The following is a 26,690-nucleotide window of genomic DNA, read 5'->3' as shown; positions in this document are numbered from 1 at the left end:
TGGTTTTGTCGGCCTTAGTCCGCCTGACGGCGTAAAAAGGCGGGGATGTCCAGGTCGGCATAGTTCGGGGTGTTATTGCCGCCGCGCGCGGCGGCTACCGAGGCCGCGGGGCGTTCAGCCTGACGCATGCCAGTGGGCTTGTCGAGATTGCGCCAGTCTGCGGCAGTAGCCGGGGCCACCGCCGGGCGGCTGCGAATATTTTCGATCGCCAGACGCACGGGCTCCCGCTGCAGACCGGTGGCGACCACAGTGACCCGCAGTTCCCCTTCCAGTTCTGGATCCAGCACGGTACCAACCTTGACGTTGGCATCATCAGCGGCATAGCCACGGATCAGTTCGCCGACTTCTTCAAACTCGCCCAGGGTCAGGTCCATGCCAGCAGTGATGTTGACCAGAATGCCGCGGGCGCCGGAGAGGTTGATATCGTCCAGCAGCGGACTGGAAGCGGCGCGGGTGGCCGCGTCCTTGGCGCGGTTTTCGCCGCGACCGCTGGCGGCACCCATCATCGCCAGGCCCATGCCAGACATGATGGTACGGACATCGGCGAAGTCGAGGTTCATCAGACCGGGGCGGGTGACCAGTTCGGAGATACCCTGCACGGCGCCAAGGAGGATGTTGTCGGCGGCCTGATAGGCATCCTTGAGGCTGATGTTCTTGCCAAGGACGGTCAGCAGCTTTTCGTTGGGGATGATGACCAGTGAGTCTACGTACTGGGAGAGTTCGTCGATGCCGGAGAGGGCGTGCTGCTGACGCTTCTTGCCCTCGAAATTGAAGGGCCTGGTGACCACGCCGACGGTAAGGATGCCCATGTCGCGGGCAATGGCCGCCACCACGGGGGCGGCGCCGGTACCGGTGCCGCCCCCCATGCCGGTGGTGATGAAGACCATGTCGGCCTTCTCCAAAGCCGCGCGGATTTCATCACGACCTTCTTCGGCAGCCTTGCGGCCGACTTCGGGATCCGCGCCAGCACCGAGGCCGCGGGTGATCTGGGCGCCGAGCTGGATGATGTGGTTGGCGTGGGAATGGCGCAGCGCCTGGGCATCGGTATTGGCAGTGATGAATTCCACGCCTTCCAGACCTGCTATACACATGTTGTTGATGGCATTACCGCCGCCGCCACCGACGCCGATCACTTTGATGACCGCGCCTTCCTGTTCACATTCATTGAGTTCAAACATGGTCTTTCCTCTTCTTGAAGTCCTGCAAAATGGTGTGCCTCAGCCCTGCAAGCAGGAATTAGCCAAAGCTCGTCTGTACCCAGGAGCGCATCTTGCGAAAAATGCCGCCGAAGCTGGTATCCATATGATTTTCCCGGGCTGCAATAGCCGGGTTCTGTAAAGGCTCTGCCTGGCTCACCACTTGATTGTGGAGACCATACATGACCAGGCCCACCCCCGTGGCATGGCCCGGCGTACGGACGACGGTTTCCATGCCGGGCAAATGCATGGGTTCACCGACGCGCACTGGCAGGTGGAGGATTTCTTCGGCCAGTTCGGCCATACCTTCCAGCTTGCTGGAACCGCCGGTAATGACCACTCCGGCCGCGACCATATCTTCATAGCCGGTGCGCCGCAGCTCAGCCTGGATCAGCTCAAAGAGTTCCTTGATGCGGGGCTCGATGATGTCGCCGAGAATGCGCCGGGATATGGTCCGGGGCGGGCGTGTGCCGACGCTGGGGACGGGGATTTCTTCATCTTGCTCGATGAGGTCACCGAGGGCGCAGCCGTAGAGCTTTTTGATATTTTCCGCGTCGACGGGTGGGGTGCGCAGGCCGAGAGCGATGTCGTTGGTGACCTGATCGCCGGCAATGGGGATGACAGCGGTGTGGCGAACGGCGCCATCGCGGAAGATGGCGATATCCGTGGTGCCACCGCCGATGTCCACCAGGCAGACGCCCAGTTCCTTCTCATCGGCGGTGAGGACAGCGTCGGCGGAGGCGAGCTGTTCGAGAACCAGATCCTGTACCTGCAAGCCGCAGCGTTCGACGCATTTGGTGATGTTTTGCGCGGCGCTGACGGCACCGGTGACGATATGCACCCGGGCCTCCAGGCGCACGCCGGACATGCCGACGGGCTCACGGACGCCTTCCTGGCTGTCAATCATGAATTCCTGGGGCAGGATATGGATGACGTTCTGATCCTGGGGAATGACGATGGCACGGGCGGCATCCATGACCCGGCCAACATCCTCATTGCTGACCTCCTTGTTCTTGATGGCGACGATGCCGTGGCTGTTGTAGCCGCGGATGTGGCCGCCGGCAATGCCGACCACTGCGCCGTGAATCTGCACACCGGCCATCAGTTCTGCTTCCTGCACGGCGCGGGTGATGGCCTGCACGGTGGATTCGATGTCGACAACCACGCCCTTTTTGAGGCCGCGGGAGGGATGTTGACCGACGCCGATGATTTCCGCCTCACGGCCCCCCCTGGACTGGGCGACGATGCAGGCGACCTTGGAGGTGCCGATGTCCAAACCGACAATGAGTTCCGGATTGCTGCGTTTCATTTCATCTTGCTCCTTCGGATCGGTGATCCGTTACTGACTGCTGACGGTGGCCGCCGTGGGCATAGCGACCGCAAAGCCATTGGTGTAGCGCAGGTCCATGGTGGCCCCTGGCACGAGGTATTCTTTGACTTGGGAGACAATAGCCACCCAACGTGTTAAAGCGGGAAGGATGTTTTCACTGCCCAACAGCAGGCGCACCTTATTGCTCAGAATGCAACGCCAGCCGCCGCGTTGATCTTCTTGCAAATCCAGCACCTTGACGCCCAGAGGGGTGAGGATCTGATTGAATTTGGCCATTTGTGCAATCAGCCGGGCACCGCTATCCGCCGGTCCTTCGAGGTTGGCCAGATTACCGGGGACCTGACTGGGAGGAACGCTGAATACCTGACCCTGGGCATTCACCATTTGTCCGGCGCCGCCCAGCCAGCGGGCCACGGGCACCTCGGGTTTGATATCGATCTGCAAGCGATCGGGCCAGACTCTGCGGACTTCGGCATCGGCGACCCAAGGTAGTGTATCGAGGGTGTGGCGTACCTGCTTCGGGTTTACCCAGAGAAAACCCTGAGCAACGTAAGGTTTGAGGGCGGCATTGACCATAGGCAGCGGAATTCTCGCGGAGGTGCCGGTGGTGGTCAGAGTGCTGATGGGCATGAGCTGCGGCTCGCGCACCCAGTTCCAGCCCAGCCAGCACCCCCAGGCGAGGGCGCTGAGGCCGACGCCGCCGACCAGTACACGACCGTAAAGGCGCCACGGGATGGGTTGACGAACTTTGGGTGGGGCTGCCGCTTTGCGTTTGGGCGGCGTCTTGAGGGTGGCGGCAGGCCGTTGCGGGTGCTGCCCATGGCGGTAATCGCGCATGACGCTAACCATGTTTCACTCTCCTCTGCGCAGTGCGCAGTATGGCGTTGCATAATTCCGGGAAATCCATGCCGATCGCTTTGGCGGCCATGGGGACCAAGCTATGGCTGGTCATCCCGGGTACACTATTCACTTCCAGCAGATATGCCTGACCCTCGGCGCCGATCATGAAATCGACGCGTCCCCAGTCGCGGCCGTCCAGCTCGGCAAAGGCCTTGAGCGCCACTGCCTGCAATTGCTGATCCAGTGTGGCACCAAGGCCTGAGGGTAGGAGGTAGCGGGTATCGTCGGCGAGATACTTGGCGGTGTAGTCGTAGAAGGCGCGCGGTGTTTCGATGACGATAGGCGGCAGGGCACGGTCGTCGAGGATACCGACGGTGGCTTCGTGGCCGATGACGGCCCCCTCGCAGAGGACTTCGTCTGCAATTGCAAAGGCGCTCTGCAAGGCCGTATCCAGTTCTTCCGGACCGCTGACCTTGCTGACCCCGAGGCTGGATCCCCCGTGATTGGGCTTGATATACAGGGGCCAGCCGAAACGGGCGCCAATATCCGGTGCGTTCTCGCCGCGGCGCAGCAGGATACCGTCGGTCACCGGTAAACCGGCTGCCCGCCAGAGCTGCTTGCAGCGCCATTTATCCATGGCGAGGGCGGAAGCGAGCACGCCACTGCCGGTGTAAGGGATATTCAGCATCTCCAGGCACGCCTGGAGCAGACCGTCTTCGCCCACCGCCCCGTGGCAGATATTGAAGACGATGCCCGCCTGGCTGTCCGCCAGCTGTTGCTGCAGGATGGCGGGCTGGATGTCGATACCTACTGCATTCAGGCCCAGTCCCTGCAAAGCCTGCAACACGGCCTGGCCACTGCTGAGAGAAACTTCCCGTTCTCCCGAGGGGCCACCGTAGAGGACGGCGATGCGCGGCAAATCAGACATCAGCCACCTCCCCGATGATGCGCATCTCCGGCTGCAGGTCGATGCCAAAGCGGTTGTACACTTCTTGTCGGACGCGGATGACCAGTGCCTCGATTTCTTCGGCGCGGGCGCTGCCCCGGTTGATGATGAAATTGGCGTGTTGGTCGCTGACTTCAGCGTCCCCGTAACGCATGCCTTTGAGTTCCGCCGCCTCGATGAGCCGGGCGGCATGATCGCCAGGTGGGTTGCGGAAGACGGAACCGCAGCTTGGCCATTCCAGAGGCTGGGTGGCGGCGCGGTATTCTTGCCAGGCACGCAGACGGTGCATGACGGTGTCGCTGTCTGCGGGGGTCAGGCGCAATCCTGCGGCGATGAAGCAGGCAGCGCCCTGACCCAGGACTTCCCGGTAACCAATCTGAAACTCGGCGCGAGACAGACGTTGCACCTGGCCATCGGGATGTAACACCTCGACCCATTCCACCAGGCTCCAGGTGTCGCCACCGTGGGCGCCGGCATTCATGCTGAGACAGCCGCCCAGGGTGCCGGGAATGCCAGCCAGAAATTCGGCGTCGGCGACCCCGGCTTTGGCGGCGAAGTGGGCGATCTTGACTGCACCGACGCCCGCTCCGGCACGGATCAGGCCGGACGCGTCGAGGGTGATTTCATCCAGGGTGTTGGCCAGGCAAATGGTGGTGCCGCGCAGACCGCCATCGCGCACCAGCACATTGCTACCCAGCCCGAGCCAGGTGAGAGGAGCGACGGCGAAATGCTGCAGGAAAGCCTGCAGATCTTCCAGCGTGCCGGGCAGATAGAAGCGATCGGCCGGGCCGCCGACCCGCCAGCTGGTGTGGCGGTGCATGGGTTCTCCCAGGCGCAGACGGCCCCCAATAGAGTGCATCATGCGGGATCCCCCCCGAAGACCTGCGGCCATTGTGCCGCCAGATTGGCGATGCTGCCCGCGCCGAGGGTCAGCAGTACGGCCCCGACGGGGAGTTCGGCGCGGATTTGTTGCGGCGCCGTGAGTAAATCAGGCAGGAAGCGGACAGACACCCCTTGCGCAGCCATGGCCGCGGCGAGGGCATGACTGCTGACACCAGGCAGAGGCGTTTCGCCGGCACTGTAAATGTCCGTCAGAATCACCCGATCCGCCGCCGCCAGACTGCTGACAAAATCCGCAAAGAGGGCTTGGGTGCGGCTGTAGCGATGCGGCTGAAAGGCCAACACCAGCGGCCGCTCCGGCCATACGGAGCGGGCTGCGGCGATAGTCGCGGCAATTTCCCTGGGGTGATGGCCGTAATCATCCACCACGGTGATTCCATCGAATGTGCCGACCAGCTCAAAGCGGCGACCGACACCACGGAAGTCGGCCAGAGCGGTAGCAATAGTGGACTCCTGTATGCCCACCTTGCTGGCAATGCCGATGGCGGCGAGGGCATTGAGGACATTGTGGTGGCCGGGGATGCCCAGTTCTACGTCCAGCCAGTGCACATAATCACTGTTCACCCGCCGCCACACGGCGAAGCGACTGCCAATGCCGTGCACGGTGACATCACGCGCTTGCAAATCGGCATCGTCACCGAAGCCATAGCGCAGTACGGGGGTGTGCAATTCGGGGATGAGGCCGGCGACCATGGGTTCATCGGTGCAGAGAACGGCGAGACCGTAGAAGGGCAGGCGCTGGAGAAATTGCAGGAAGGCGCCACGCAAATTGTCGAGGCTGTCGCCGTAGGTTTCCATGTGATCGGCGTCGATGTTGGTGACGACGGCCATGACGGGCGAGAGATAGAGGAAGGATGCATCAGATTCGTCCGCCTCGGCCACCAGATATTCGCCACTGCCGAGGGCGGCATGAGTACCCGCGCTCTTCAAACGGCCGCCGATGACGAAGGTGGGATCCAGTCCGCCAGCCCCGAGAATGCTGGCCACCAGGCTGGTGGTGGTGGTCTTGCCATGGGTCCCGGCGATGGCGATACCCTGCTTGAAGCGCATCAACTCCGCCAGCATCTCGGCGCGGCGGATGACGGGAATGCGCAGTTCGCGGGCCGCCTGAACCTCTGGATTGCTTTCGGGAATGGCGGAGGAAATCACGACCACATCCGCGCCGCGTACATTGGCCGCTTCGTGGCCGCTGAAAATCCACGCGCCTAAGTCCGTCAGGCGCAGGGTGGAACCGCCGGGGCGTAAATCGGAGCCGGATACGGCATAGCCGAGATTCAGCAGTACTTCGGCGATGCCGCGCATGCCGCTGCCGCCGATGCCGACCATGTGAATTTGGCGGACCCAGTTACGCATTGTTGCCTCCGGCACATTCTATGCACGCTGTCGCAACGGTGGCGGCGGCATCGCCCTTGGTCTGCGCGCGCGCGGCTTCGGCCCAGCACTGGCGGAGTGCGCTGTCGATCAGCAAGGGATTCAGCACGGCGCGCAATTGTATGGCGTCCAGTCCCTCCTGACGCAGCATCCTGGCCGCACCAGCCTCCTCCAGAAAGCGGGCGTTGGCGGCCTGATGATCGTCTACTGCGAAGGGAAAGGGGATCAGGATAGCGCCGAGACCAGCGGCGGCGAGTTCGGCGATGGTGGCGGCGCCCGCGCGGCAGAGGGCGAGATCGGCCCAGCCCAGCGCCGCCGCCATATCCTCTATAAAGGGTTCTACCCGGGCGTCAAGGCCTGCCTGCAGGTAAGCCGCCTGCGTGCTTTCTAGGTGATCCTTACCCGTCTGATGCCAGATGGCAGGGCGCTCGGCGGCGGTCATGCTGCTCAGCGCGGCGACACTGACTTCGTTGAGTGCTTTGGCGCCCTGGCTGCCGCCCATGATGAGCAGACGCGGTGGTCCGTTACGGTTTTTGAAACGTTCTTGCGGTGCGGGTAAGGCGCGAATAGCCGTGCGCACCGGATTACCCACCCACTCTCCGTGGGCTAGGCGCGCGCCGGGAAAACCGAGAAAAACGCGTTTGGCCAGTGGGGCCAGCAGACGATTGCTGAGACCGGCGATGGCGTTCTGCTCATGCAGGCAGAGGGGGCGTCCCAGGGTCCAGGCGGCAATGCCGATGGGGGCGGCGACATAGCCCCCCATGCCCAGCACCACGCGGCTCTGGGTTTGCCGCAGAATCGCCCGTGCCTGTAAGATCGCCTTACCCACCCGCCAGGGTGCACGCAACCAGCGCCCGATGCCTTTGCCGCGCAGGCCCTGCATGTCCAAGGCATGCAGCGGGTAGCCGCGTTCCGGCACCAGGCGTGCTTCCATCCCGGTAGCCGTTCCTGCAAAAGCGACCTCCACGCCCCGGGCGCGTAGTGCGTCGGCGACCGCCAGGGCCGGGAAGACATGGCCGCCAGTGCCGCCTGCTGCGATCAGGACGCTGTCAGCCATTCTGGAGTGCCTCCCCGACGACGGCCTTGCTGTTGGGCAACGCCGGATAACGGCGGCTTACGCCGAGGACGACGCCTAGTGCCGCGCAGAGGAAGACCAGGGCGCTGCCGCCGTAACTGATCAGCGGTAGGGCAAAACCTTTGGTCGGCAGAGCGCCGAGATTCACACCCATGGACATAACCGCCTCGCCTCCAAACCAGGTCAGCGTGCCGTAACAGAAAAGGGCGAAGAAGGCATCTCCGGCCGCCGCAGCACGGCGGCCGACGCGATAGATCCGCCAGCAGGCGATGCCATAGAGCAAGGTCAGGGACCACACACCGATCATGCCGAGTTCTTCGCCGATTACCGCCAGAATGAAGTCGGTATAGGATTCGGGCAGGTAGAAATATTTCATTATCCCGTCGCCCAGACCGACCCCGAAGAGGCCGCCACGCCCAAAGGCAATGAGGGATTGCACCAACTGGAATCCGGCCCCGTAAGGATCGGCCCAGGGGTTTTGGAAGGTCGTGATGCGGGCCAGACGATAGGGCGCTGATATGGCCAGAATTCCGAGCGCGCTACCCGATACGGCGCCAGCCAGGATGACGTAACCCAAGGGCAGGCCACCCAGAAAGAGCATGACCCCGGTGAGGAGCACCACCATCGCGTAAGAGCCGAAATCCGGTTGCAGGAGCAGGAGCATACCCAGCAGAGCAAGTACCACAAAAATCGGCCAGAGCCCCTCTTTGAAGTGGCCCAGCAACTCCCCCTTACGCACCACGTAGCGGGCGAGGAAAAGCAGCAAGGCAAATTTCAGCAACTCAGAAGGCTGCAGGCGGACAATGAGGAAGTTGATCCAGCGATGGGAACCGTTCACCGATACGCCGATAAATGGTATGAAAACAAGGAGTAGAGCGGCGATGGAAAGGCCCATCAGGGGGAAAGTGATGCGCTCCCAGAAATCCAGGTCAATGCGGCTGGTGTAATAAAGTATTGCAGCGGCAAGAAGGGCGTAGAGGCCCTGCCGTTCGGCAAAGAAGAAGGGGTTGCCGGTTTCGTGCTGGGCGATGGGCGCGCTGGCGGAGTAGACCATGATGAAGCCGAAGCCGAGCAAGGTCAGAATGATCCACCAGAGAACATAATCGGCAGGGCCGTCTTCCGCTAACCACCAACTTGGCCTGGTCATGCCACCCTCCCCGTCACGGTCTGCACGGCTGCGGCAAACTGACGGCCGCGATCCTGATAATCGGTGAACATGTCCGTACTGGCGCAGGCAGGTGAGAGCAGCACCTGATCGCCACGCTGCGCCATCTCCGCTGCCGCCTGCACCGCCGACAGCATGCTGTCGGCGGCGTGTACCGGTAACACGCCAGCCAGCAGCGCGGCGATGTGCGGGCCATCCTTACCAAGGACGATGGCCCCCCGTTGACCGCGACAGGCTTCCCGCAGCGGGCTCAGGTCAGCCCCTTTGGCATCGCCGCCCAGAATCATCACCAGGGGTCCCGGCAAGCCGGACAAGGCTTTGAGGGTGGCGCCCAGATTGGTGCCCTTGGAGTCGTCGTAGTAGTTCACCCCATTCACCTCAGCGATCCAGGCGAGGCGGTGGGGCAAACCGGAAAAATTGCGTAAGGCCTGCCGGATGGCGGTAAGTGGGATATCCACGGCGCGCGCGAGCAATGCTGCCGCCAACGCATTTTCGGTGTTATGCCCACCGCGTAGCAGGAGTTGATCCAAAGCCAGCAACGGACCATCGGCGCGCAGGCAGAGCTGATCATCGGCGGTATAGGCGTCGCGATCGTCTGCCCGGCCAAAGAACCGTAGTTGCACGCCGGCCGGAACGTGGTCGGGGAGGGCGGCAGTAAAAGGGTCTTCAGCATTCAGCACCAGGGTATCTCCCGCCCCCATCGCCTGGAAAATGCGCGCCTTGGCGGAACCGTAGGCGGTATAGCCGCCGTGCCAGTCCAGATGGTCAGGGCTCAGGTTGAGGATGGCGGCGGCGCGTGGGTGAAAGCGTTGGCAGGCAGCGAGCTGAAAGCTGGACAGTTCCAGGACATAGAGCTCCGGCTCGGGGCCCGTTTCCGGCAAAAGGTCGAGGGCGGGGGTACCAAGATTGCCACCGACGGCGGCGTGTAGTCCGGCGGCGTGTGCCATCTCGCTAAGCAAAGTGGTGACCGTACTTTTGCCATTGCTGCCGGTGATGGCGACGATGGGCGTCCGGGCGATCCGGCCAAAAAGTTCGATATCGCCGATGATCTCTATGCCTGCTTGTCTGGCGCGGAGCAAGGCGGGCAATGTCGGTATCAGTCCTGGGCTGAGTAGGATGAGATCCGCACCCAGGAATACGTCTTCGGGAAGGTCGCCAAAATGGAAATCGACGTCTGGGTAACGTTGCCGCAAATCGGCGGCATCTTCTAGCAGGCGCGTGTCCGCGACCCGGCAATGGGCAGCACCCAGGCGCAGGGCAGTGCGCAAGAGGGACTGTCCCGTCTTGCCCATACCGGCGATGCATATCTTTTTGCCGTTGAAGTCCATGTCAGCGTATCTTCAGACTGGAGAGTCCGACGAGGACCAGAATCACGGTGATGATCCAGAAACGGACCGCCACCCGAGGTTCTGGCCAGCCTTTTTTCTCAAAATGATGGTGTAGCGGCGCCATGCGGAAGACCCGTTTGCCGGTGAGCCGGAAAGAGGTCACCTGGATGATGACGGATAAGGTTTCTACCACAAAAACGCCGCCCATAATGACCAGCACGAGTTCCTGACGGGCGATGATGGCGACGATGGCCAGCGCCGCACCCAGCGCAAGGGCACCGGTATCGCCCATAAAAACCTCGGCCGGATATGTGTTAAACCAGAGAAAACCGAGTCCCGCACCCACCAGTGCCCCGCAGAAAATCAGCATCTGTCCGGAGCCCGGCACCCAGGGCACATCCAGGTAGCGGGCAAAGACCGCGTTGCCGGACACGTAAGCGAATATTCCTAAAGCCGCTGCGACCATGACTGTCGGTACAATGGCCAGCCCATCCAGTCCATCGGTCAAGTTGACGGCATTGGAGGTGCCAACAATCACGAAATAACTGAACAGGATGAAACCGATGCCCAGCGGAATCAGGACATGCGGTACAAAAGGCAGGATCAGGCTGGTCTCTATCGGCTTGTTGGCCAGGGCATAGAGCACACTCGCCGCAGCGAAGGCCACCAGCGACTGTAAACCATATTTGGCCCGTGCCGAGAGTCCTTTGCTGTTTTTGCGCCGCAGCTTGCGCCAGTCGTCGATGAAGCCGATGGCGCCAAAGGCCAGGGTGGTGAGCACGGCCACCCAGACCAGCGGATTACGCAAATCCGACCAGAGCAGTGTCGTCAGGACGACTACCAGCAGGATCAGGGCGCCCCCCATGGTGGGTGTACCCTGCTTGCTCAGGTGGGTTTCGGGGCCATCATTGCGGACTATCTGGCCGATTTTGTACTGACGCAGGCGGGCGATAAAGAAAGGACCGATGAACAACGAGAGGATCAACGCGGTAAGGATAGCCAAAACGCCGCGCAGGGTCAGATACTGAAACACGTAAAAGCCGTGATAAAGGCTGCCGAGTTCCATAAAGAGGGCGTAGAGCATCAGGTATTCCCCCCGGTTAAGGCCTGCACGACGCGCTCCATGTGGGCGGCGCGGGAGCCTTTGACCAGTACCACGGTGTCTCCGTCCAGGCGACTTTGCAGGGCAGCTAGTAAAGGGGGCAATTCGGAGAAGACGGCGGCGTCGATGCCAAAGGCATCGGCTGCTTCTGCTGCCAGCGGGCCGAGTGCGTAAAGGCGCTCAATACCGAGTTGCCGCGCCAGCGTCCCCGCCTGCCGATGGTAAAGTGCGGCTTCGGGACCGAGCTCACCCATGTCACCGAGGACCAGAATGCGTTGGCCGGGCTGCGCGGCGAGCACGCGCAGGGCGGCTTCCAGAGAGGCCGGATTGGCATTGTAAGTGTCATCCAGAATCCGACTGCCACGGGGGCCGGAGCGCCACTGCAAACGTCCGGGGATGGCCTGCAGTCCGGCCACTGCCCGTTGAATCTGCGGAATGGGAATGTCGAGCGCCAGCGCCGCGGTCGTGGCCGCCAGGACATTGCGGCCATTGTGTTGACCGGGCAAGGGAATCTCCAGAGTGAATTGCCCTTGCGGAGCGCGTACTTCCAGATAGCCGCCACCCTGTTCGTGGGCGCGCCAGTGGCCGCGTACCCGCGTCGGGCGATGCTCCAAGCTGAAGCGCCAGACCTCCCCCGGTGCCCGTTCCGCCCAGAAATCCGCGAACGGATCATCGCCATTGAGGATCGTGATACCGCGCTTGTCGAGACCGGAGAGAATTTCGCCTTTGGCTGCGGCAATGGCGGCAATGCTGCCGAGGCCTTCCAGATGCGCGGGGGCGGCATTGTTGATCAGGGCCAGGGTGGGCCGCGCCAGCCCGCTGAGGAGGGTGAGTTCGCCGGGGTGATTCATGCCCATTTCCAGCACCGCGTAGCGATGCTCCGGACCGAGTCTGGCGAGCGTCAGCGGCACACCGACGTGATTGTTTTGATTGCCGAGTGTGGCAAGTACCGGGCCGGACTCGTTAAGGATGGCGGTGAGTACCTCTTTGACCGTTGTTTTACCGCAGGAGCCGGTCACTGCCAGCAGCGGCAGGGTGAAACGCCGCCGCCAGTGGGCGGTCAGTGTCTGCAACGCTATCAGGGTATCTCCCACCAAGACGCCGGGTGCGGTGACAGGGGTGCCGGTCAGCACGGCCCCGGCGCCCTGAGCAAGAGCAGCAGACACGAAGTCCTCGCCATTGAAGCAGTCGCCGCGCAATGCGACAAACAGTTGTCCCGTCATCGCCTGGCGGCTGTCCGTAGCGATGCCCTGAGTTTCTTGGTGGCCAGCACTGCCGGGCAACAGCTTACCTCCGGTTATTTCAGCGATTTCTTTCAGTGAATAACGGATCATGCGCTGAGCACCTCCGCGGCAATACTGCGATCCTGAAAGGGTAAACGCTGCCCCAGTACCTCCTGGACACGCTCGTGTCCCTTGCCGGCGATGAGCACCCAATCCCCTGCCTGTGATGCGGTGATGGCGGCCCGAATGGCCGCCGCGCGGTCGTGAATCACGGTAGCCTGACCGGGCCGTTCCATACCGTCCAGGATGTCGTTGACGATAGCCTCCGGCGTTTCGCTGCGTGGGTTATCGTCGGTGAGAATGACGTGGTCGGCAAGGCGTTCGGCCACCCGCCCCATTTCCGGACGTTTGCCGCGATCCCGATCACCACCGCAGCCAAAGACCACGGTCACGGCACCTTTGGCGACTTCGCGCAGGTCGGTCAGCACCCGCTGCAGCGCGTCGGGGGTGTGGGCATAGTCGATCATCACCTGTGCCTTGCCGGGGACCGGAGCCAAGCGCTGATAACGACCTTCCGGCAAGTCGAGTCCGGCGATGGCGGTGTCACTGACCGGCCAGCCCATACCCTCGACAGTGGCCAGTGCAGCCAGCAGATTCTGAACATTGCTATTACCGATGAGGGGGCTGCGCAGGTGCCGCGGGCCGGTAGGGGTCTGCAGGTCGAGCAGGGTACCGCTGGCTCCGGGATGCCACTCGACAGCCTGGTAGTCGCCGCTTTTTATCCCGAAGCGCAGTTGCCGAACTGCCGGCGCCACGGCGGCAGCGATCTGCCCGGCGAATGTGTCGTCGCTGTTTACTACGGCCAATTGGAGGCCTGGCGTCTGGAAGAGGCGGGCTTTGGTGCTGCCGTAGTGCGCCATATCCCCATGAAAATCAAGGTGATCCCTACTGAGATTGGTAAATACGGCGGCGGCAAAGGGTACTGCCGCAACCCGTTCCAGCGCGAGCGCATGGGAGGAGACTTCCATGGCGATGACTTTGGCACCCTGGTCGCGCAGCGTGGCCAGGGTCTGCCACAAAGGGACCGGGTCCGGTGTGGTGTTGGCGTGGGAGATAAGAGCATCCACGCGGCCGTAGCCGAGGGTGCCGATGATCATGGCAGGCTGCGGCGCGAGTTCGGCGATGAGGCGAGTGACGCTGCTTTTGCCATTGGTGCCGGTAACGCCAATGATGACGGGCGCCCGACCCTCGTCCCAGCGATGCCAGCGGCGCAGTGACCTAGCGAGCAGAGTGCGTGCCTGCGGGCTTTGCCAGACGGGGTGACCCTGTTCAGTGTAAATACGCTCTGCACTGCCCTCTAACAGCGCTGCAACTGCACCTGCTGCCCAAGCCTGTTCCAGAAATTGTCGGCCATCGCCATGGTTGGTGTTCAATCCGACGTAGAGCATGCCCGGTCGCAGGCGACGGGTATCGGTTTCAATGCCCTGCAGGGCAATCCCCGCCAAGGCAGCAGGAGTGGCGGGCAACAGGCTGGCGAGCGTTTCAGTGTGCGGCATCGCCAGCCCCCTCGGCCCAATGCTGCTCCTGGTCTGCGCTCATGGCTTTTCCTGCCGTGGCATTCCAGACACCGGCGCTGGCATTGGGTTGTACGCCCATTTGATGCAGGGCAGCGCTCATGGTTACCCGAAATACCGGGGCAGCAACTACCCCGCCATAACGCCAGCCCTGAGTCGGTCCACGCACCACTACGGCCATGACGAATTGCGGATTGTGCGCGGGCGCAAAGCCAACAAAGGTGGTATTCACCTGATGCTTATGAAAGCCGCCCTTACCATCGGCCATGATGGACGTACCGGTTTTTCCGGCTACCGAATAGCCGGGAATCGCGGCAAGGAAACCGGTGCCGCCCCGACCGGTCACACCGGCGAGCCAGTCGCGAAGTCGCGCCGCAGTCACGGCCGGTATGACCTGCTGACTGTGCAGAGGGGCGTTGCTGGTGCTGCGCAGTAAGGTGGGTTGGACATAGACGCCGTTATTGGCGATGGCACCATAAGCCGCCGCCAGTTGCAAAGGGGTGACGGAGAGACCATAACCGTAAGCCATGGCGGCACGCCGCGCCACATCCCAGCCTTGCCACGCGGGAACCGTACCGCCGGTTTCCCCCGGCAGTCCTAAGCCGCTCACCTGCCCAAAACCGACATTGCGCAGCATCTGGTAGAAATCGGCAGGCGGTGTCCGCAGGGAAATTTTCGCCGCACCTATGTTGCTGGAATACTTGAGCACCTGAGCGAGGTCGAGGGTTCCGTGACGGACATCGTCCTGAATGCAGTAATGGGCCACCCGAAAGCAGTTGGTGTTCACATCAAACGTGGAATTGGGCTGAATGCTGCCGTCATCCAATGCGGCAGCGATGGTAAAAGGTTTTACCACCGATCCCGGTTCGAAAGTGTCGGCGACGGCGCGATTATTGTAGAGGTCTGGCTGATAATCGGCGCGATCATTGGGGTTAAAAGAGGGATAGCTGACCATGGCGAGAATTTCGCCGGTATGCACATTCATCAGCACTGCGGCTCCGGAGCGTGCCTGAAAACGCTGTACGGCGGAGGCGAGAGCAGTGTACGCCACATACTGGATGTCGCGGTCAATGCTGAGCGTGAGTGCCTGGCCGGGCAGGGCCGGTTTGGTTGTGCCCAGGATGGCGAGCGGATGTCCCAGATTGTCGCGCAGCCCGGTTTCTTTCCCTGACTTCCCCTGCAGCCACTGGTTATAGGCCAGCTCCAACCCTTCAATGCCGCGCTCGTCTACATTGGTGAAGCCGAGCAATGGCGCGGCGATACTGCCGGACGGATAGTAACGCCTATTTTCATTGAGGCTGTATAAACCGGGTACATGCAGGGCGAGAATAGTAGCAGCACGTTCCGGAGCAATCTGGCGGGCAAGGAAGGCGAACCGGCTGCCGCCGTTATGGATTCGTGTGGCAAGGGCGGTTGTGCTGATCCCTAAGGCGGCGGCAATTTGTGGCCAGTGGGCTTGCTGCGGATTAAACAACCGGGGGTCTACCCAGAGGGTTTGCACCGGGACGGACAGCGCTAACGCTTTGCCGGAACGATCGAGAATGGGGCCGCGCTGCGCCGGTAAGGCGAAATGTCGCAGATACCGTAGTGCGCCCTGGTTGCGTAGAAACGGACCGCGCTCCACCTGCGCGCGCCAGGCTTGTGCCATAATCGCCGCCAAACCCAGCGCAACTGCCACCCATACCGCGGTCGCCCGCCACGCGGGAAGCGTAACGGGTTGCGGCGAATGGAGGGGGGCGCCGGGATAGGTCATGGTGCTTTGACCATGACAATTTGATCGTTTTTGGGGGCGGCAAGCCCGAGTTTTTGGCGCGCAATATCGCCCACGCGGGCATTGGAAGCGAGCGTGGCCTGCTCCAATTGGAGCTGGCCCCAGCGGTTGTCCAGGGCGAAATGCCTGGCCTGGGCTTCCTGTAAGGCGATGAACTGGCTACGGGTATTTTCTCTTGCCGCGACGATTCCGAATAGAGTGGCGGTAATCAGCAGGGCGAAAATAATGGTGCTACGCCGCATGTCATGTACTCCTTTCGGCAGCCCGCAGCACGGCCGAGCGGGAACGGGGGTTGTCGCAAGTTTCCCGGGCACTGGCCCGCAGGGCCTTATCTACAGGCTGCCACGGCAGAGGTGGGAGCTCGCTGGCACGCAGGGGTATATCAGCACTGATACGATAATCGTCAGCGCGGAAAAAACGTTTTACCAAGCGATCTTCCAGAGAGTGAAAGCTGATGACCGCCAGCCGGCCGCCCGCGCGCAACGCATTCATGGCCTGGGGGAGAAAGGCTTCCAGTTCTTCCAGTTCGCGGTTGATGAAAATGCGGATGCCCTGAAAACTGCGGGTGGCCGAATGCTGTCCGATTTCGTGACGGGGCAGTACCTCAGCGATCAAGTCCGCCAGTTGCAAGGTTCTGGTGATCGGAGTTTGTTCCCGGACCCGCAGGATGGCGCGGGCGATAGGGCGGGCAAAACGTTCCTCGCCGTATTCGCGCAATACGCGCGTTATTTCCGCTTGGGGTGCGATGGCCAGCCACTCTGCGGCGCTCATGTCCGCCTCGGGGTCCATGCGCATATCGAGAGGGCCGTCGCGCAGGAAGCTGAAGCCGCGACCTGCCTCATCCAGTTGCGGGGAGGAAACGCCGAGGTCGGCGAGAATGGCATCCACGCTCTCCCACTCCAGCGTAGCGAGCACCCCGGCCAATTGGCTGAAGCGTGCCTGACGGATATATACCCGGGAGTCCTGCGCGAAGCGGGCGCGCAATGCGGCAATGGCGGTCGGGTCGCGGTCGAGGATGAGCAGGGTATCTGCCGCCCCGAGTTCGGCCAGCAAGGCCGCACTATGGCCGCCGCGCCCGCCGGTTGCGTCGACGCAGCGCACCGGCGCACCGGTATGGAGTGCCGGACGCAGGACGGCGATGGTTTCTGCCAGAAGAACGGCAACGTGTGCTGTGCTTGGTTCATTTTCACCTCTCACAGGACCAGATCACCCAGGCCGGCGAAACCATTGGCGGTGGCCAGCCAGTTTTCCTGGCAGGTATCCCAACGGGCAGCATCCCAGATTTCAAATTTGTCGATCTGACCCACCAGTACCAACTCCTTGTCCAGCTCGGCGAATTTGCGCAGGTTGGGAGAAAGGAGAACGCGGCCTTGGGCATCCAGGCGGAGCTCTTCAGACTGTCCCACAAAAAGACGTTGAAACTGACGGGCCGCGGTATTGTTGCTGGGGAGTTCGGCGATGCGGCGTTCAACCTTTTCCCAGGTGGGCAGGGGGTAGGCGACCAGGCAGCGTTCTCCTTCCTGGCTCTGGGCATCAATGGTAATGATTAATTGTCCGTCGCAGTGGGCGCTCAGCCAGTCGCGGAAGCGCGCGGGGACGTTCATGCGGCCCTTGCTGTCCAGGCTGTGTCGATGCGTTCCCCTAAACATGTCTGCGCTCTCCTCCAAAAACTTCCACTTTGCCCCACTTTCCCCCACACTTTGAAGGTTAGAGGGAAGGGTGCCTGCTGTCAAGGAGAAAAAACGAATAATTACGGCATGTTAGAGGGTGTTTATAAAGAGTAAACAAACTACTTGAAAGGGTCTCTGCAATCGTCGGATTACATGATGCAAAATGCACCTGATGATACTCTTTCTTCAGCCGTGGAATGCGGGGGGCACTGCGCATCCTGTTTTTCTAGGGGATTGATTTTTATAGGCGCTGCTGACATTTCCGGGCTGTCTGCCGGGATAAATGGGGGCTGGTGGTAAAATTTGGAGTGGGCCGATAAGCCGGGTTCTGTCGTGGACGACCATTCCTCTAGGCCTGCACTTACGCACAGGCTCCAGCAACCTACCCGCGTGCACCGCGGGCCACGGTATCGCACGCCTATTTGGTCTTGCTCCAGGCGGGGTTTTCCCTGCCATTTCCGTTGCCGGAAATGCGGTGCGCTCTTACCGCACCTTTTCACCCTTACCGGCGCTTACGCGCTTGGCGGTATATTTTCTGTGGCACTTTCCGTAGGCTCACGCCTCCCGGCCGTTAACCGGCGCCTTGCCCTATGGAGCCCGGACTTTCCTCCCCGGATTGCTCCGCGGCGGTCGTCTGGCCCACTCCGTCGCGGAGCATACGCGTTTTATGGCCTTCTGTCAGAAGAAAAACGCATGTCCAGATTTTGCGCACTATACTGTGATGCGTCTTCACGTTGCATCAGAATCCTGCTGCGGCCCGCTGCGGTGGCTATGGAGAGGAGTGGAATACCATGATCAATGACGGTTTTCTCGATGAGGTACGGGAAGTGCCTTCGGTTACGCCGATGGAGCGAGTGGTGGCCTGGTCTGTTTTCCGGAGTCGTGAGGATGCCCGGCAGCATTTAGAGCATGTGTATCTGGCAGAGGGGCAGGGCTTGGTGGGTGGTTGTGGCCGCGATAGCGTCGCGCCGTACTGGTGGGTAGGAGTCCAGGTACAAGATATCAGTCAGTGGGGAAACGTGACGGCAGTGAATAAACGCGGTCGTCTCGGAGACTAAGTTCGGACAAGCGCTGGTGCAGCGCCACCGTCAGAGATTCGCGGTCGTGGTAATCACCGCTCACCTGTAGTTCGTGGGCAAGAGCCAGCGCTTTGCCCAACTGCGGCCCGGGGGTGAATCCCTGGGCCATCAGGTCAGACCCCTTTAGTAGCGGGTCTGGGAGACCGCTCCAAAGGTGCATCTCTTGCCAAAGCTTGCGGGTGACATCTATGGCCGGGGGATGCTCTGTGCCTGCGCCGCGCGCATTCGCCAGGGCGACATCCAGCAGTAGGGGGCGGTCAGGGACCTGTAGGGCAAGGCGGGCATAAGCGGCGCGCCCTGCGCCATCGCGGTGCAGGGCACAGGGCGCGGCATGCCAGCGCAGGAGTGGCAGCACCTGGTGGCTGAGATGGTTGCCGGGAAAATAATGGCTTAGGAAGGCCTCGGCGGCGACACGTGCCTGTTCATGTCCGTAAGCGCGCCAGCAACCTTGGGGGTCGCGTCGGGTGGTACTGGCTTTGCCGAGGTCGTGTAGCAGGGCACCCAGCATGAGGATGATGTCGCGCTTTTTATCGCCGCTGCGTAGTTGGCCAGCAGCGGCGAGTACCCGCCCGGTGTGTATCCAGACATCCCCTTCCGGGTGGGCATCGGGACGCTGGGGTACGGCTTGCAAGGCATGGAGTTCGGGAAATTGGGTAATGGCGCCAGTAAGGGCGAGACTATCCCAGGCCCGGATCAGATGCTGGCCGCGCAGGAGCAATGCCTCCCATTCTTTGCGTATGCGTTCTCGGGGGATTTCTTGCAGGCGAGGCGCCAATTGGCGGCAGAGTGTGGCGCTCCGGGCTTCAATAGAAAAACCCAATTGGCCTGCCAACCGGGCTGCGCGAAAAACACGCAAAGGGTCTTCTCCAAAAGTGTCGGCCGCTACTACGCGGAGCCGCCGGGCGTGGAGGTCCGCTACTCCCCCAACATGGTCCAAGAGGCGCTGAGCCTGCCAGTCCCAGGCCAGGGCGTTGACCGAAAAATCCCGCCGCTGGGCGGCGATGGCCCAGGGCAGGTGCGGGTTGATCTGTCCGCCGCTTGCTTGGGGCAGGGAAATCTCCGCGCCAGCCGTTACCCAGACCGCACAGCGGCCACCTACCCGATGCGCGCCGAAGGGTTCCAGACATTCGGCCAAACGGGTCTCGCCTAATCCATGTATTTCCAGATCCCAATCATGGGCGAACATCCCGAGCAGGGCGTCGCGCGGTGTGCCGCCCACTACCAGGACTCGCGCTCCCGCCCGCTGTAATGCCGTTAGAATGGGAGTCAGCGCAGCGGGTGGCGTAAGCAGCATGGGGAGGTCAGCCGTTGCTGTTGCCCATACGCGCCAGCAGCTCGGCGTAGTGTTCGGCGACGACGCGCCGTTTCACCTTGAGGGTCGGGGTGAGTTCGCCGTTGGCTTCACTCAGCGCCTCTGGCAGCAAGGCGAAACGCCGTACCTGTTCATGCGAGGGCAGATCAGCAAGAGCGGTCGAAATGACTGTATGGATAACCTTGCGGATGGCGGCATCGTCGGCGCGGGCATCGACACGCTCCTTGAGGAGCTCCCGATTGGGAAAGATGAGGGCTACGAGATAGGGCATGCGATCGCCGAAGACGACGGCCTGGTCGATCAACGCTTGCGCCATCAGCCGCATCTCAATTTTCTGCGGCGGGATGTTCTCGCCGGCGGAATTAACGATCAGATCTTTCTTGCGGTCGCTGATATGCAGGTAACCATCCGGGTCCAAGCTACCCACGTCGCCGGTGTGTAACCAACCGTCCACCAGGGTCTCGCGTGTGGCGCTCTCATTGTTCCAGTAGCCCAGCATGACGGACGGGCCGCGGACCAGGATTTCGCCATCGGCAGCGATGCGTCCTTCCAGATTGGGCAGGAAGTGTCCCACGGTTCCTGAACGAATGGCCTCCAGAGGATTGGCGGCGATTACCGGGCTCGCTTCGGTCATGCCATAACCTTCGACAATCGGTAATCCCAACTCAATAAAAAATCTGGAAATTTCAGCATCCAGAGGGGCGCCTCCAGAGACAAAGAAACGCAAGCGACCACCCAATTTCTTGCGGAGATTACGGATCAGCAGGCGGCGGGTAAGAGAACGTTGCCAGCGTGCCGCCGGACGTCCCTGCGGATCAAGCCCCGCCCCCCGGCGCAGAAAACGGCCGAGCAGGCCCGGTCGATCTTCAATGCTCCGTCGTACCCGGCTATAAAGCAGTTGGAAGACCCGCGGCACGGCGACCACAATGTCCGGATGCGCGGCTTCCATGTCGCGGAGGACCGTGTCCGGGCGTTCCGCATAGGCGACTTCCAGCCCCAGCAGATAGGCGCCGAAATGCCCCGTGCCCCGTTCGAAAACGTGGGAGAGGGGCAGAATGGAGAGCAGGCGTTGTCCGGTATGTAATGGCACCAACGGTACGAATCCTTCGATATTGCTCAGGATGTTGCCGTGACTGAGCATGACGCCCTTGGGCCAACCCGTCGTCCCGGAGGTGTAGACGATGGTGGCCGTCTGTTGGCGTTGCAGCGCCGTGAGACGTTCTTCCAACTCGATATCGCGCAAGGAGGTATCCTCCTCTTCCAGCGCCCCCCAGTGCCGCAGCCCGACCTCTTGCGCAGCATTGGCATCGCGTAGCAGGATGCGGTCGTTGGGTACCCCCCAGTTTTGTATATGTCGCCACTCGCGGGCACTTTCCAGCAGTATCAGCCCGGCGCCGCTATCGCCCAGTACATAATGAATCTCGCGCGGGCTGAACGTCGGATAGAGAGGAACGGTAATGGCGCCAATGCTGAGGATGGCGAAATCCATGATCGCCCAGTCCAGAGAGTTGGGGGCCATCAGAACCACGCGTTCCCCGCTGCGTACCCCCAGGCGCAGGAGTCCGTGGGCTCGTAAGCGGACGCACCCAACAAAGGCCGTCGCCGTTACCGGCTGAAAAACATCCCCTTGCCGTTGCAAGGCAATGACACCACCCGGGTCGCGCTTGCAGCGTGCAAAGAGGCCTGCTGGCAGACTTTGGAGGCGGGCAAGCTCCACACTCATGTCAGCGCATGGCCTTCTCGGCAGGGGTCAGGCAGCGTTTGAAACTCTCCAGAGTGAAGACGCGATCCATGTACTCTTGCGTTGCGCGGGCTGCCGCAGGCAGGCTGATTTCCAGAACCGGGAGGCGCCACAGCAGTGGGGCGATGGCGCAGTCGAGCACCGAGAGTTCATCGCCGAAGAGGTAACGCTGCTGGCTGAAGATACTGCTTAGTCCGGCAAGGGTGCTGCGGATCTGCTCTTTAGCCGTTTTGATCTGCTCGGCACTGTAGCCCGGCTGAAAGAGTGGGGCGAACCAGTCGCGGTCGAAACGCAAGAGACCCAGGCGCACCTTGGCGCGGGAGATGGGGTCCACAGGAATCAACGGAGGGTGCGGAAAACGCTCATCCAGATATTCCATAATGAGGACAGATTCGTGGATGGCCAGGTCACGATCCACCAAGGTAGGTACCTGATTGTAGGGGTTGAGTTCCGCGAGATCTTCTGGTTTGTTGGCGAGATCGACGTCGATGGTCTGGTACTCCATGGCTTTTTCCTCCAGAACGAAGCGGACGCGGTGCGCAAAAACACAATCGTTGCCGGAGTAAAGGGTCATCAGAGTTTTTTTGCTGCTGGGGGTCGCCATGATATAGATCCTTGTATTGGAGAAGCGCGTTTCGGTGCGACTGCGGTGGTGCGGTCACCAGATCCTTTGGATTATACATAACTGGGTGCGCCTTGGGGTGATGTGCCGTGCTTGCCCGCTAAAAAAGTCGATCAACGCATGTGTTAATTGAATGTCAATGGAATATTGTCAGGTGTGGCAGGTCACTGTACACTCTCTGACCAGTTGGTTAGTTGTATGGAGACAACAAAAGTTGTAAAGTGGGCTACATGTCGTTTAGCGGGAGGGCGATCCCTAAGATCGCGGATAGGGAATAAAATTATGATCCGTCAACGTACGCTCAAAAATATGATCTGGGGTACCGGTATCGGCTTGCACAGTGGCAAGAAGGTCTATATCGGCCTGCGCCCAGCGCCGGTAAACACCGGAATCGTCTTCCACCGCAGTGATATCGAGGGTGGCGCCTGGATCAAGGCAGATCCTCTGCATGTGGTGGATACCCGCCTGTCTACCAATATCGGCGATGGTCAGATACGGGTTGGTACTATTGAGCACCTGATGTCGGCCTTGGCGGGACTGGGTATTGATAATGCCTATGTAGATCTCGACGGACCGGAAGTGCCGATTATGGATGGCAGTGCTGCACCCTTTGTATTCCTCATCCAGTGTGCCGGGATCGAAGAGCAAAATTCACCAAAGCGTTTCATCCGCATCACCAAGCCTCTCAAAGCAGAAGACGGTGATCGGTGGGTGCAACTGGAGCCCTTTGAAGGTTTTAAGGTGAGTTTTACCATCGATTTCGACCATCCAGTGATGAAAAATGGCGGTCAGGAAGTGACGGTGGATTTCGCGCGAACCTCGTATCTCAAAGAAGTGGCGCGGGCACGCACCTTCGGTTTTATGCGTGAAGTCGAGACCTTGCGGAGCATGGGGCTCGCCTTGGGTGGCAATCTCGATAACGCTATTGTGGTCGATGATTACCGTGTACTCAATGAAGAAGGCCTGCGTTACACCAACGAGTTCGTGCGCCACAAGGTACTTGACTCCATTGGTGATCTCTATCTGCTTGGTCACCCGCTAGTAGGTCATTTCTCTGGTCACAAGGCGGGGCACGCCCTCAATAACAATTTGCTGCGGGCGCTGCTTGTCCGTCAGGATGCCTGGGAGTTTGTGGATTACTCCGAGAGGCGTGCGCCATTTTCCTTCGCCGATGCGCTGACGACAGCCTCCGCCTGAAGGCTGTCCAGAGTGGCTGCTAGGCGCTTAAGCGCGACGGCTATGGCTTGTGGCAGATGATCGGCTTCTGCCCGTAGTGCTTCGGCCGCCCCTGCTGAAATATAAGGCGCTTTCGGGCTTTTGGCGGGTTGCGGCAGCCGGTATGACCAAGGCCGTACCGCGGCGGTGATTTGCTGCGCTGGAGTTTTCGGGAAGCGATTATTCCATTGTTTTAGTATGTTCTTTTCATTTCTTCGTAACCATGAAATCCATACCGGACTCTGACAGAGTACACTCAACACCCCCCCAGACCAATCAACCAGCCAAGTATGGTCCTGCGCCTCCAGTGCGAGTAACGCATTCCAGTCCATTTGACGCTCACGCAGTAGCGCCCCGCGACGGCAGACCTCGCCGATCGGTCCAGAAGGGTTTTGCGTCATGGGGCGCCAGCTGAGTCGTCGTTTATCATCCATAGGCTTTCATGCTACCCTGCTCGATATTTTTTACCTAGGCTCGTGTGCTCATGTTTGGAACTATCATCCGCCATGTCGTTGGCAGTCGCAATGACCGCCTGATCAAGAAGGCCCGTGCTGTCGTGGCGCAGATTAACCTCCTGGAGGATCGCTACAAGGCCATGGACGATGTTGCCCTCGCCGGGCAAACCGCACTCTTTAAAGAGCGGATAGCCCAGGGCGAAGCGCTTGACGCGCTGCTGCCTGAGGCATTTGCGGTGGTGCGTGAGGTGACGCAGCGGGTGATGGGTATGCGCCAGTACGACGTGCAGCTCATCGGCGGCTACATGCTCCATGAAGGCAAAATCGCGGAAATGCGCACCGGTGAGGGCAAGACTCTCGTCGCGACCTTGCCCGCCTACCTCAACGCCCTGCAGGGTAAGGGCGTGCATGTGGTGACGGTCAATGATTATCTGGCCAGCCGCGATGCCCAGTGGGTTGGTAAGATTCACGGTTTTCTGGGTCTGAGCGTCGGTACCATCATCTCGGACCTGTCCAGCGATGAGCGCCGCGCCGCTTATGCGGCCGACATCACCTACGGTACCAACAACGAGTTCGGTTTCGATTACCTGCGCGATAATATGGCGTTTTCTCCGGCTGAGCGGGTGCAGCGCGGACTCCACTACGCCATCATCGACGAAGTGGATTCCATCCTCATTGACGAGGCGCGTACCCCGCTGATTATCAGCGGTCCTACGGAAGAGAATACCGACCTTTACTACCGGGTGGACAAACTCGTCGGGAATTTTGTGGTCGATGAGGACTATACGGTCGATGAAAAGGCCCGGCAGGTGATGCTCACGGAAGAGGGCATCGAAAAGGCGGAACGCCTGATGGCGGAAAGCGGCCTGCTTGACGACGGCAATCTCTATGATCTGGCCAATGTCACCCTGGTTCATCATCTCAACCAGGCGCTGCGTGCGCATGTGATCTACCGGCGGGAGACAGATTATATCGTCCGCGACGGAGAGGTTTGCATCGTTGATGAGTTCACCGGACGCATGATGTCCGGGCGCCGTTGGTCTGATGGTCTGCATCAGGCGGTGGAGGCCAAGGAAGGGGTGGCCGTTCAGAATGAAAACCAGACTCTGGCCTCTATTACCTTCCAGAATTATTTCCGTATGTATGAAAAGCTTTCGGGTATGACTGGTACTGCGGACACCGAGGCCTTTGAACTGAACCAGATTTACGGGCTGGAAGTGGTAATGATACCGACGCATAAGCCGGTGAAGCGGACGGACTTTGCCGATCTTATCTATCGCACCAGCCAGGAAAAGTGGGCGGCTATTGTTGAGGATATCCGCGATTGTCAGCAGCGTGGCCAGCCGGTACTGGTGGGTACTACCTCCATCGAGCATAACGAATTCCTGTCTCACCAACTCAAACAAGCACGGATTCCCCATGAAGTTCTGAACGCCAAACAGCACCAGCGCGAAGCCGAGATTATTGCGCAGGCCGGTAAACCTGGAATGGTGACCATCGCTACCAATATGGCGGGGCGTGGTACCGACATTGTGTTGGGCGGCAATGTCGGACATCAGGTGGATATGGTGCTGGCTAACCCGGATCTGGGAGAAGAAGAAAAAAGCCAACGGGTCGAATCCCTCAATGGCAGTTGGCAGGGACTGCATGATGCGGCGATAGCGGCGGGTGGATTACATATTATTGGTACCGAACGGCATGAGTCGCGGCGGGTAGACAATCAGTTGCGGGGGCGCTCCGGTCGTCAGGGCGACCCCGGTACCACCCGTTTTTACCTTTCCCTGGATGATCCGCTGATGCGTATTTTCGGCAGCGATCGTCTGGGCGGTCTGATGCAGAAGCTGGGCATGAAAGAAGGTGAGGCGATTGAACATCCCTGGGTGACCAAATCCATCGAAAACGCCCAGCGCAAGGTGGAAAGTCGCAACTTCGATATCCGCAAGCAATTGCTGGAATATGATGACGTGGCCAATGAGCAGCGTAAGATTATTTATCAGCAGCGCAATGCCTTCATGGATGCGGATGACGTCAGTTCGGAGATCAAGGCGCTGCGTGAAGATGTCCTCGACGCAGTGTTGGCCGACACCGCGCCCGAAGGCATTATGGAGGAGCGCTGGGATCTGCCCGGCCTGGAAGCGGCGCTGGAGCGGGTTTTTAATCTGCAGGTTCCGGTCGGACAATGGCTGGAGCAGGATAAAGGCCTCGCCTACCCCGTTTTGCGGGAGAGGATCATGGCGATGGTGTTGTCTGCTTATGCGGCCAAGGAAGAACTCCTGGGCAGTGAAATGGCGCGTCACTTCGAGAAGTCCATCATGCTGCAGGTTCTGGACAGTCAGTGGAAGGATCATCTGGCGAGCATGGACCATCTCCGTGAAGGCATTCATCTGCGTGGATATGCCCAGAAAAATCCCAAGCAGGAGTATAAAAAAGAATCTCTGACCATGTTCAACGTCATGCTGGGGCGGTTGCGCGAAGAGGTGATCAGTACTTTGTCGCGCTTGCATGTGAGCCCAGCGCCCGCAGAGCCGGTGGATTGGGATGCCATCGCCCGAGTCGTTCAGCCCCAGCATTTGCAGTTTTCTCATCCTGATTTTACGGCGGTGGCAGTGCCCGCCGTCGAAAATGCAGGCCTTGCTGTGGCGGGGTTCGGGATCATTGGTGAACAGGAAGCTGGTCATAGTCCGGCAGTCAATGAGGATAAAGTGGGGCGGAATCAGCCCTGCCCCTGCGGTTCCGGTAAAAAATACAAGCATTGTCATGGGCGTTTGCAATAAG

General features: G+C 60.6%; 23 protein-coding genes and 1 other RNA gene. 3 read left to right on the top strand and 21 right to left on the bottom strand.

Features of this window, described 5'->3' with window-relative positions:
• Positions 1–14: 14 nt before the first annotated feature.
• From ftsZ to rnpB, 17 genes are all read right to left on the bottom strand, one after another.
• A complete protein-coding gene (gene ftsZ / locus H2515_RS14215) occupies positions 15–1,178 on the bottom strand; it encodes a cell division protein FtsZ (protein ID WP_035190842.1) in 1,164 nt (387 codons plus the stop codon).
• Positions 1,179–1,236: 58 nt separating this feature from the next.
• On the bottom strand, positions 1,237–2,505 hold the full coding sequence (gene ftsA, locus H2515_RS14210) for a cell division protein FtsA (protein WP_014030142.1): 1,269 nt from the start codon (positions 2,503–2,505) through the stop codon (positions 1,237–1,239).
• Positions 2,506–2,535: 30 nt separating this feature from the next.
• The gene (locus tag H2515_RS14205; RefSeq protein WP_198660445.1) at positions 2,536–3,375 is read right to left on the bottom strand and encodes a cell division protein FtsQ/DivIB; all 840 of its coding nucleotides are present in this window, start codon (positions 3,373–3,375) and stop codon (positions 2,536–2,538) included.
• On the bottom strand, positions 3,368–4,294 hold the full coding sequence (locus H2515_RS14200; protein WP_198660444.1) for a D-alanine--D-alanine ligase: 927 nt from the start codon (positions 4,292–4,294) through the stop codon (positions 3,368–3,370). The genes H2515_RS14205 and H2515_RS14200 overlap by 8 nt, the downstream gene beginning before the upstream one ends.
• The gene (gene murB / locus H2515_RS14195; protein ID WP_198660443.1) at positions 4,287–5,174 is read right to left on the bottom strand and encodes a UDP-N-acetylmuramate dehydrogenase; all 888 of its coding nucleotides are present in this window, start codon (positions 5,172–5,174) and stop codon (positions 4,287–4,289) included. Before murB ends, H2515_RS14200 begins: the two co-directional genes overlap by 8 nt.
• Positions 5,171–6,565 carry a UDP-N-acetylmuramate--L-alanine ligase gene (gene murC, locus H2515_RS14190; RefSeq protein WP_198660442.1) on the bottom strand — a complete coding sequence of 465 codons (1,395 nt, stop codon included), beginning with the start codon at positions 6,563–6,565 and terminating at the stop codon, positions 5,171–5,173. The genes murB and murC overlap by 4 nt, the downstream gene beginning before the upstream one ends.
• Entirely contained in the window at positions 6,558–7,640 is a 1,083-nt protein-coding gene (gene murG / locus H2515_RS14185) for an undecaprenyldiphospho-muramoylpentapeptide beta-N-acetylglucosaminyltransferase (RefSeq protein ID WP_065414131.1), read from the bottom strand. The genes murC and murG overlap by 8 nt, the downstream gene beginning before the upstream one ends.
• On the bottom strand, positions 7,633–8,805 hold the full coding sequence (ftsW, locus tag H2515_RS14180; RefSeq protein WP_198660441.1) for a putative lipid II flippase FtsW: 1,173 nt from the start codon (positions 8,803–8,805) through the stop codon (positions 7,633–7,635). Before ftsW ends, murG begins: the two co-directional genes overlap by 8 nt.
• Positions 8,802–10,151, bottom strand: coding sequence for a UDP-N-acetylmuramoyl-L-alanine--D-glutamate ligase (gene murD / locus H2515_RS14175; protein WP_065414133.1), 1,350 nt, complete (start codon positions 10,149–10,151; stop codon positions 8,802–8,804). The genes ftsW and murD overlap by 4 nt, the downstream gene beginning before the upstream one ends.
• Before the next feature lies 1 nt (position 10,152).
• Positions 10,153–11,235 carry a phospho-N-acetylmuramoyl-pentapeptide-transferase gene (gene mraY, locus H2515_RS14170; RefSeq protein ID WP_065414134.1) on the bottom strand — a complete coding sequence of 361 codons (1,083 nt, stop codon included), beginning with the start codon at positions 11,233–11,235 and terminating at the stop codon, positions 10,153–10,155.
• Complete coding sequence (locus H2515_RS14165) at positions 11,235–12,587, bottom strand: UDP-N-acetylmuramoyl-tripeptide--D-alanyl-D-alanine ligase (RefSeq protein WP_198660440.1); 1,353 nt, start codon at positions 12,585–12,587, stop codon at positions 11,235–11,237. Before H2515_RS14165 ends, mraY begins: the two co-directional genes overlap by 1 nt.
• Positions 12,584–14,032: a UDP-N-acetylmuramoyl-L-alanyl-D-glutamate--2,6-diaminopimelate ligase gene (locus H2515_RS14160; protein ID WP_065414136.1), complete on the bottom strand. Its 1,449-nt coding sequence runs from the start codon at positions 14,030–14,032 to the stop codon at positions 12,584–12,586. Before H2515_RS14160 ends, H2515_RS14165 begins: the two co-directional genes overlap by 4 nt.
• Positions 14,019–15,803: a peptidoglycan D,D-transpeptidase FtsI family protein gene (locus tag H2515_RS14155; RefSeq protein ID WP_198660439.1), complete on the bottom strand. Its 1,785-nt coding sequence runs from the start codon at positions 15,801–15,803 to the stop codon at positions 14,019–14,021. Before H2515_RS14155 ends, H2515_RS14160 begins: the two co-directional genes overlap by 14 nt.
• The gene (gene ftsL / locus H2515_RS14150) at positions 15,800–16,063 is read right to left on the bottom strand and encodes a cell division protein FtsL (RefSeq protein WP_014030130.1); all 264 of its coding nucleotides are present in this window, start codon (positions 16,061–16,063) and stop codon (positions 15,800–15,802) included. Before ftsL ends, H2515_RS14155 begins: the two co-directional genes overlap by 4 nt.
• Position 16,064: 1 nt before the next feature.
• Positions 16,065–17,018, bottom strand: a complete 954-nt coding sequence (rsmH, locus tag H2515_RS14145) for a 16S rRNA (cytosine(1402)-N(4))-methyltransferase RsmH (protein ID WP_065414138.1) — start codon at positions 17,016–17,018, stop codon at positions 16,065–16,067.
• A complete protein-coding gene (gene mraZ / locus H2515_RS14140; protein WP_035190868.1) occupies positions 17,015–17,470 on the bottom strand; it encodes a division/cell wall cluster transcriptional repressor MraZ in 456 nt (151 codons plus the stop codon). The genes rsmH and mraZ overlap by 4 nt, the downstream gene beginning before the upstream one ends.
• Before the next feature lie 322 nt (positions 17,471–17,792).
• Positions 17,793–18,137, bottom strand: an RNA gene (gene rnpB, locus H2515_RS14135) — RNase P RNA component class A.
• A gap of 145 nt (positions 18,138–18,282) precedes the next feature.
• Here rnpB and H2515_RS14130 point away from each other — a divergent pair.
• Positions 18,283–18,549, top strand: a complete 267-nt coding sequence (locus tag H2515_RS14130) for a hypothetical protein (protein ID WP_081919189.1) — start codon at positions 18,283–18,285, stop codon at positions 18,547–18,549.
• Here the strand turns inward: H2515_RS14130 and H2515_RS14125 are convergent.
• Genes H2515_RS14125 through H2515_RS14115 form a run of 3 tightly spaced genes read right to left on the bottom strand, consistent with a single transcriptional unit; the run spans position 18,494 to position 22,227 of the window.
• Positions 18,494–19,864: a CCA tRNA nucleotidyltransferase gene (locus H2515_RS14125; RefSeq protein ID WP_198660438.1), complete on the bottom strand. Its 1,371-nt coding sequence runs from the start codon at positions 19,862–19,864 to the stop codon at positions 18,494–18,496. The genes H2515_RS14130 and H2515_RS14125 overlap by 56 nt on opposite strands.
• Positions 19,865–19,871: 7 nt before the next feature.
• Entirely contained in the window at positions 19,872–21,605 is a 1,734-nt protein-coding gene (locus H2515_RS14120) for an AMP-dependent synthetase/ligase (protein WP_065414139.1), read from the bottom strand.
• Position 21,606: 1 nt separating this feature from the next.
• The gene (locus H2515_RS14115) at positions 21,607–22,227 is read right to left on the bottom strand and encodes a glutathione S-transferase N-terminal domain-containing protein (RefSeq protein ID WP_035190876.1); all 621 of its coding nucleotides are present in this window, start codon (positions 22,225–22,227) and stop codon (positions 21,607–21,609) included.
• Positions 22,228–22,527: 300 nt separating this feature from the next.
• Here H2515_RS14115 and lpxC point away from each other — a divergent pair, with 300 nt between their 5' ends.
• Positions 22,528–23,442, top strand: a complete 915-nt coding sequence (gene lpxC, locus H2515_RS14110; protein ID WP_035190878.1) for a UDP-3-O-acyl-N-acetylglucosamine deacetylase — start codon at positions 22,528–22,530, stop codon at positions 23,440–23,442.
• Here lpxC and H2515_RS14105 read toward each other — a convergent pair.
• Positions 23,382–23,894 carry a DciA family protein gene (locus H2515_RS14105; protein WP_232821420.1) on the bottom strand — a complete coding sequence of 171 codons (513 nt, stop codon included), beginning with the start codon at positions 23,892–23,894 and terminating at the stop codon, positions 23,382–23,384. The two genes, lpxC and H2515_RS14105, sit on opposite strands and share 61 nt — an antisense overlap.
• 50 nt (positions 23,895–23,944) lie before the next feature.
• On the opposite strand from H2515_RS14105, the gene secA reads away from it, so the two are divergent.
• Complete coding sequence (secA, locus tag H2515_RS14100) at positions 23,945–26,689, top strand: preprotein translocase subunit SecA (RefSeq protein ID WP_198660437.1); 2,745 nt, start codon at positions 23,945–23,947, stop codon at positions 26,687–26,689.
• The last annotated feature ends 1 nt before the right edge of the window (position 26,690 follow it).

Origin of the sequence: Acidithiobacillus ferrivorans (assembly GCF_016250455.1) — a bacterium.
Lineage (GTDB): Bacteria > Pseudomonadota > Gammaproteobacteria > Acidithiobacillales > Acidithiobacillaceae > Acidithiobacillus > Acidithiobacillus ferrivorans.
Note: the sequence above shows the minus strand (reverse complement) of the source record. Positions and strands in the feature narration are given on the sequence as shown.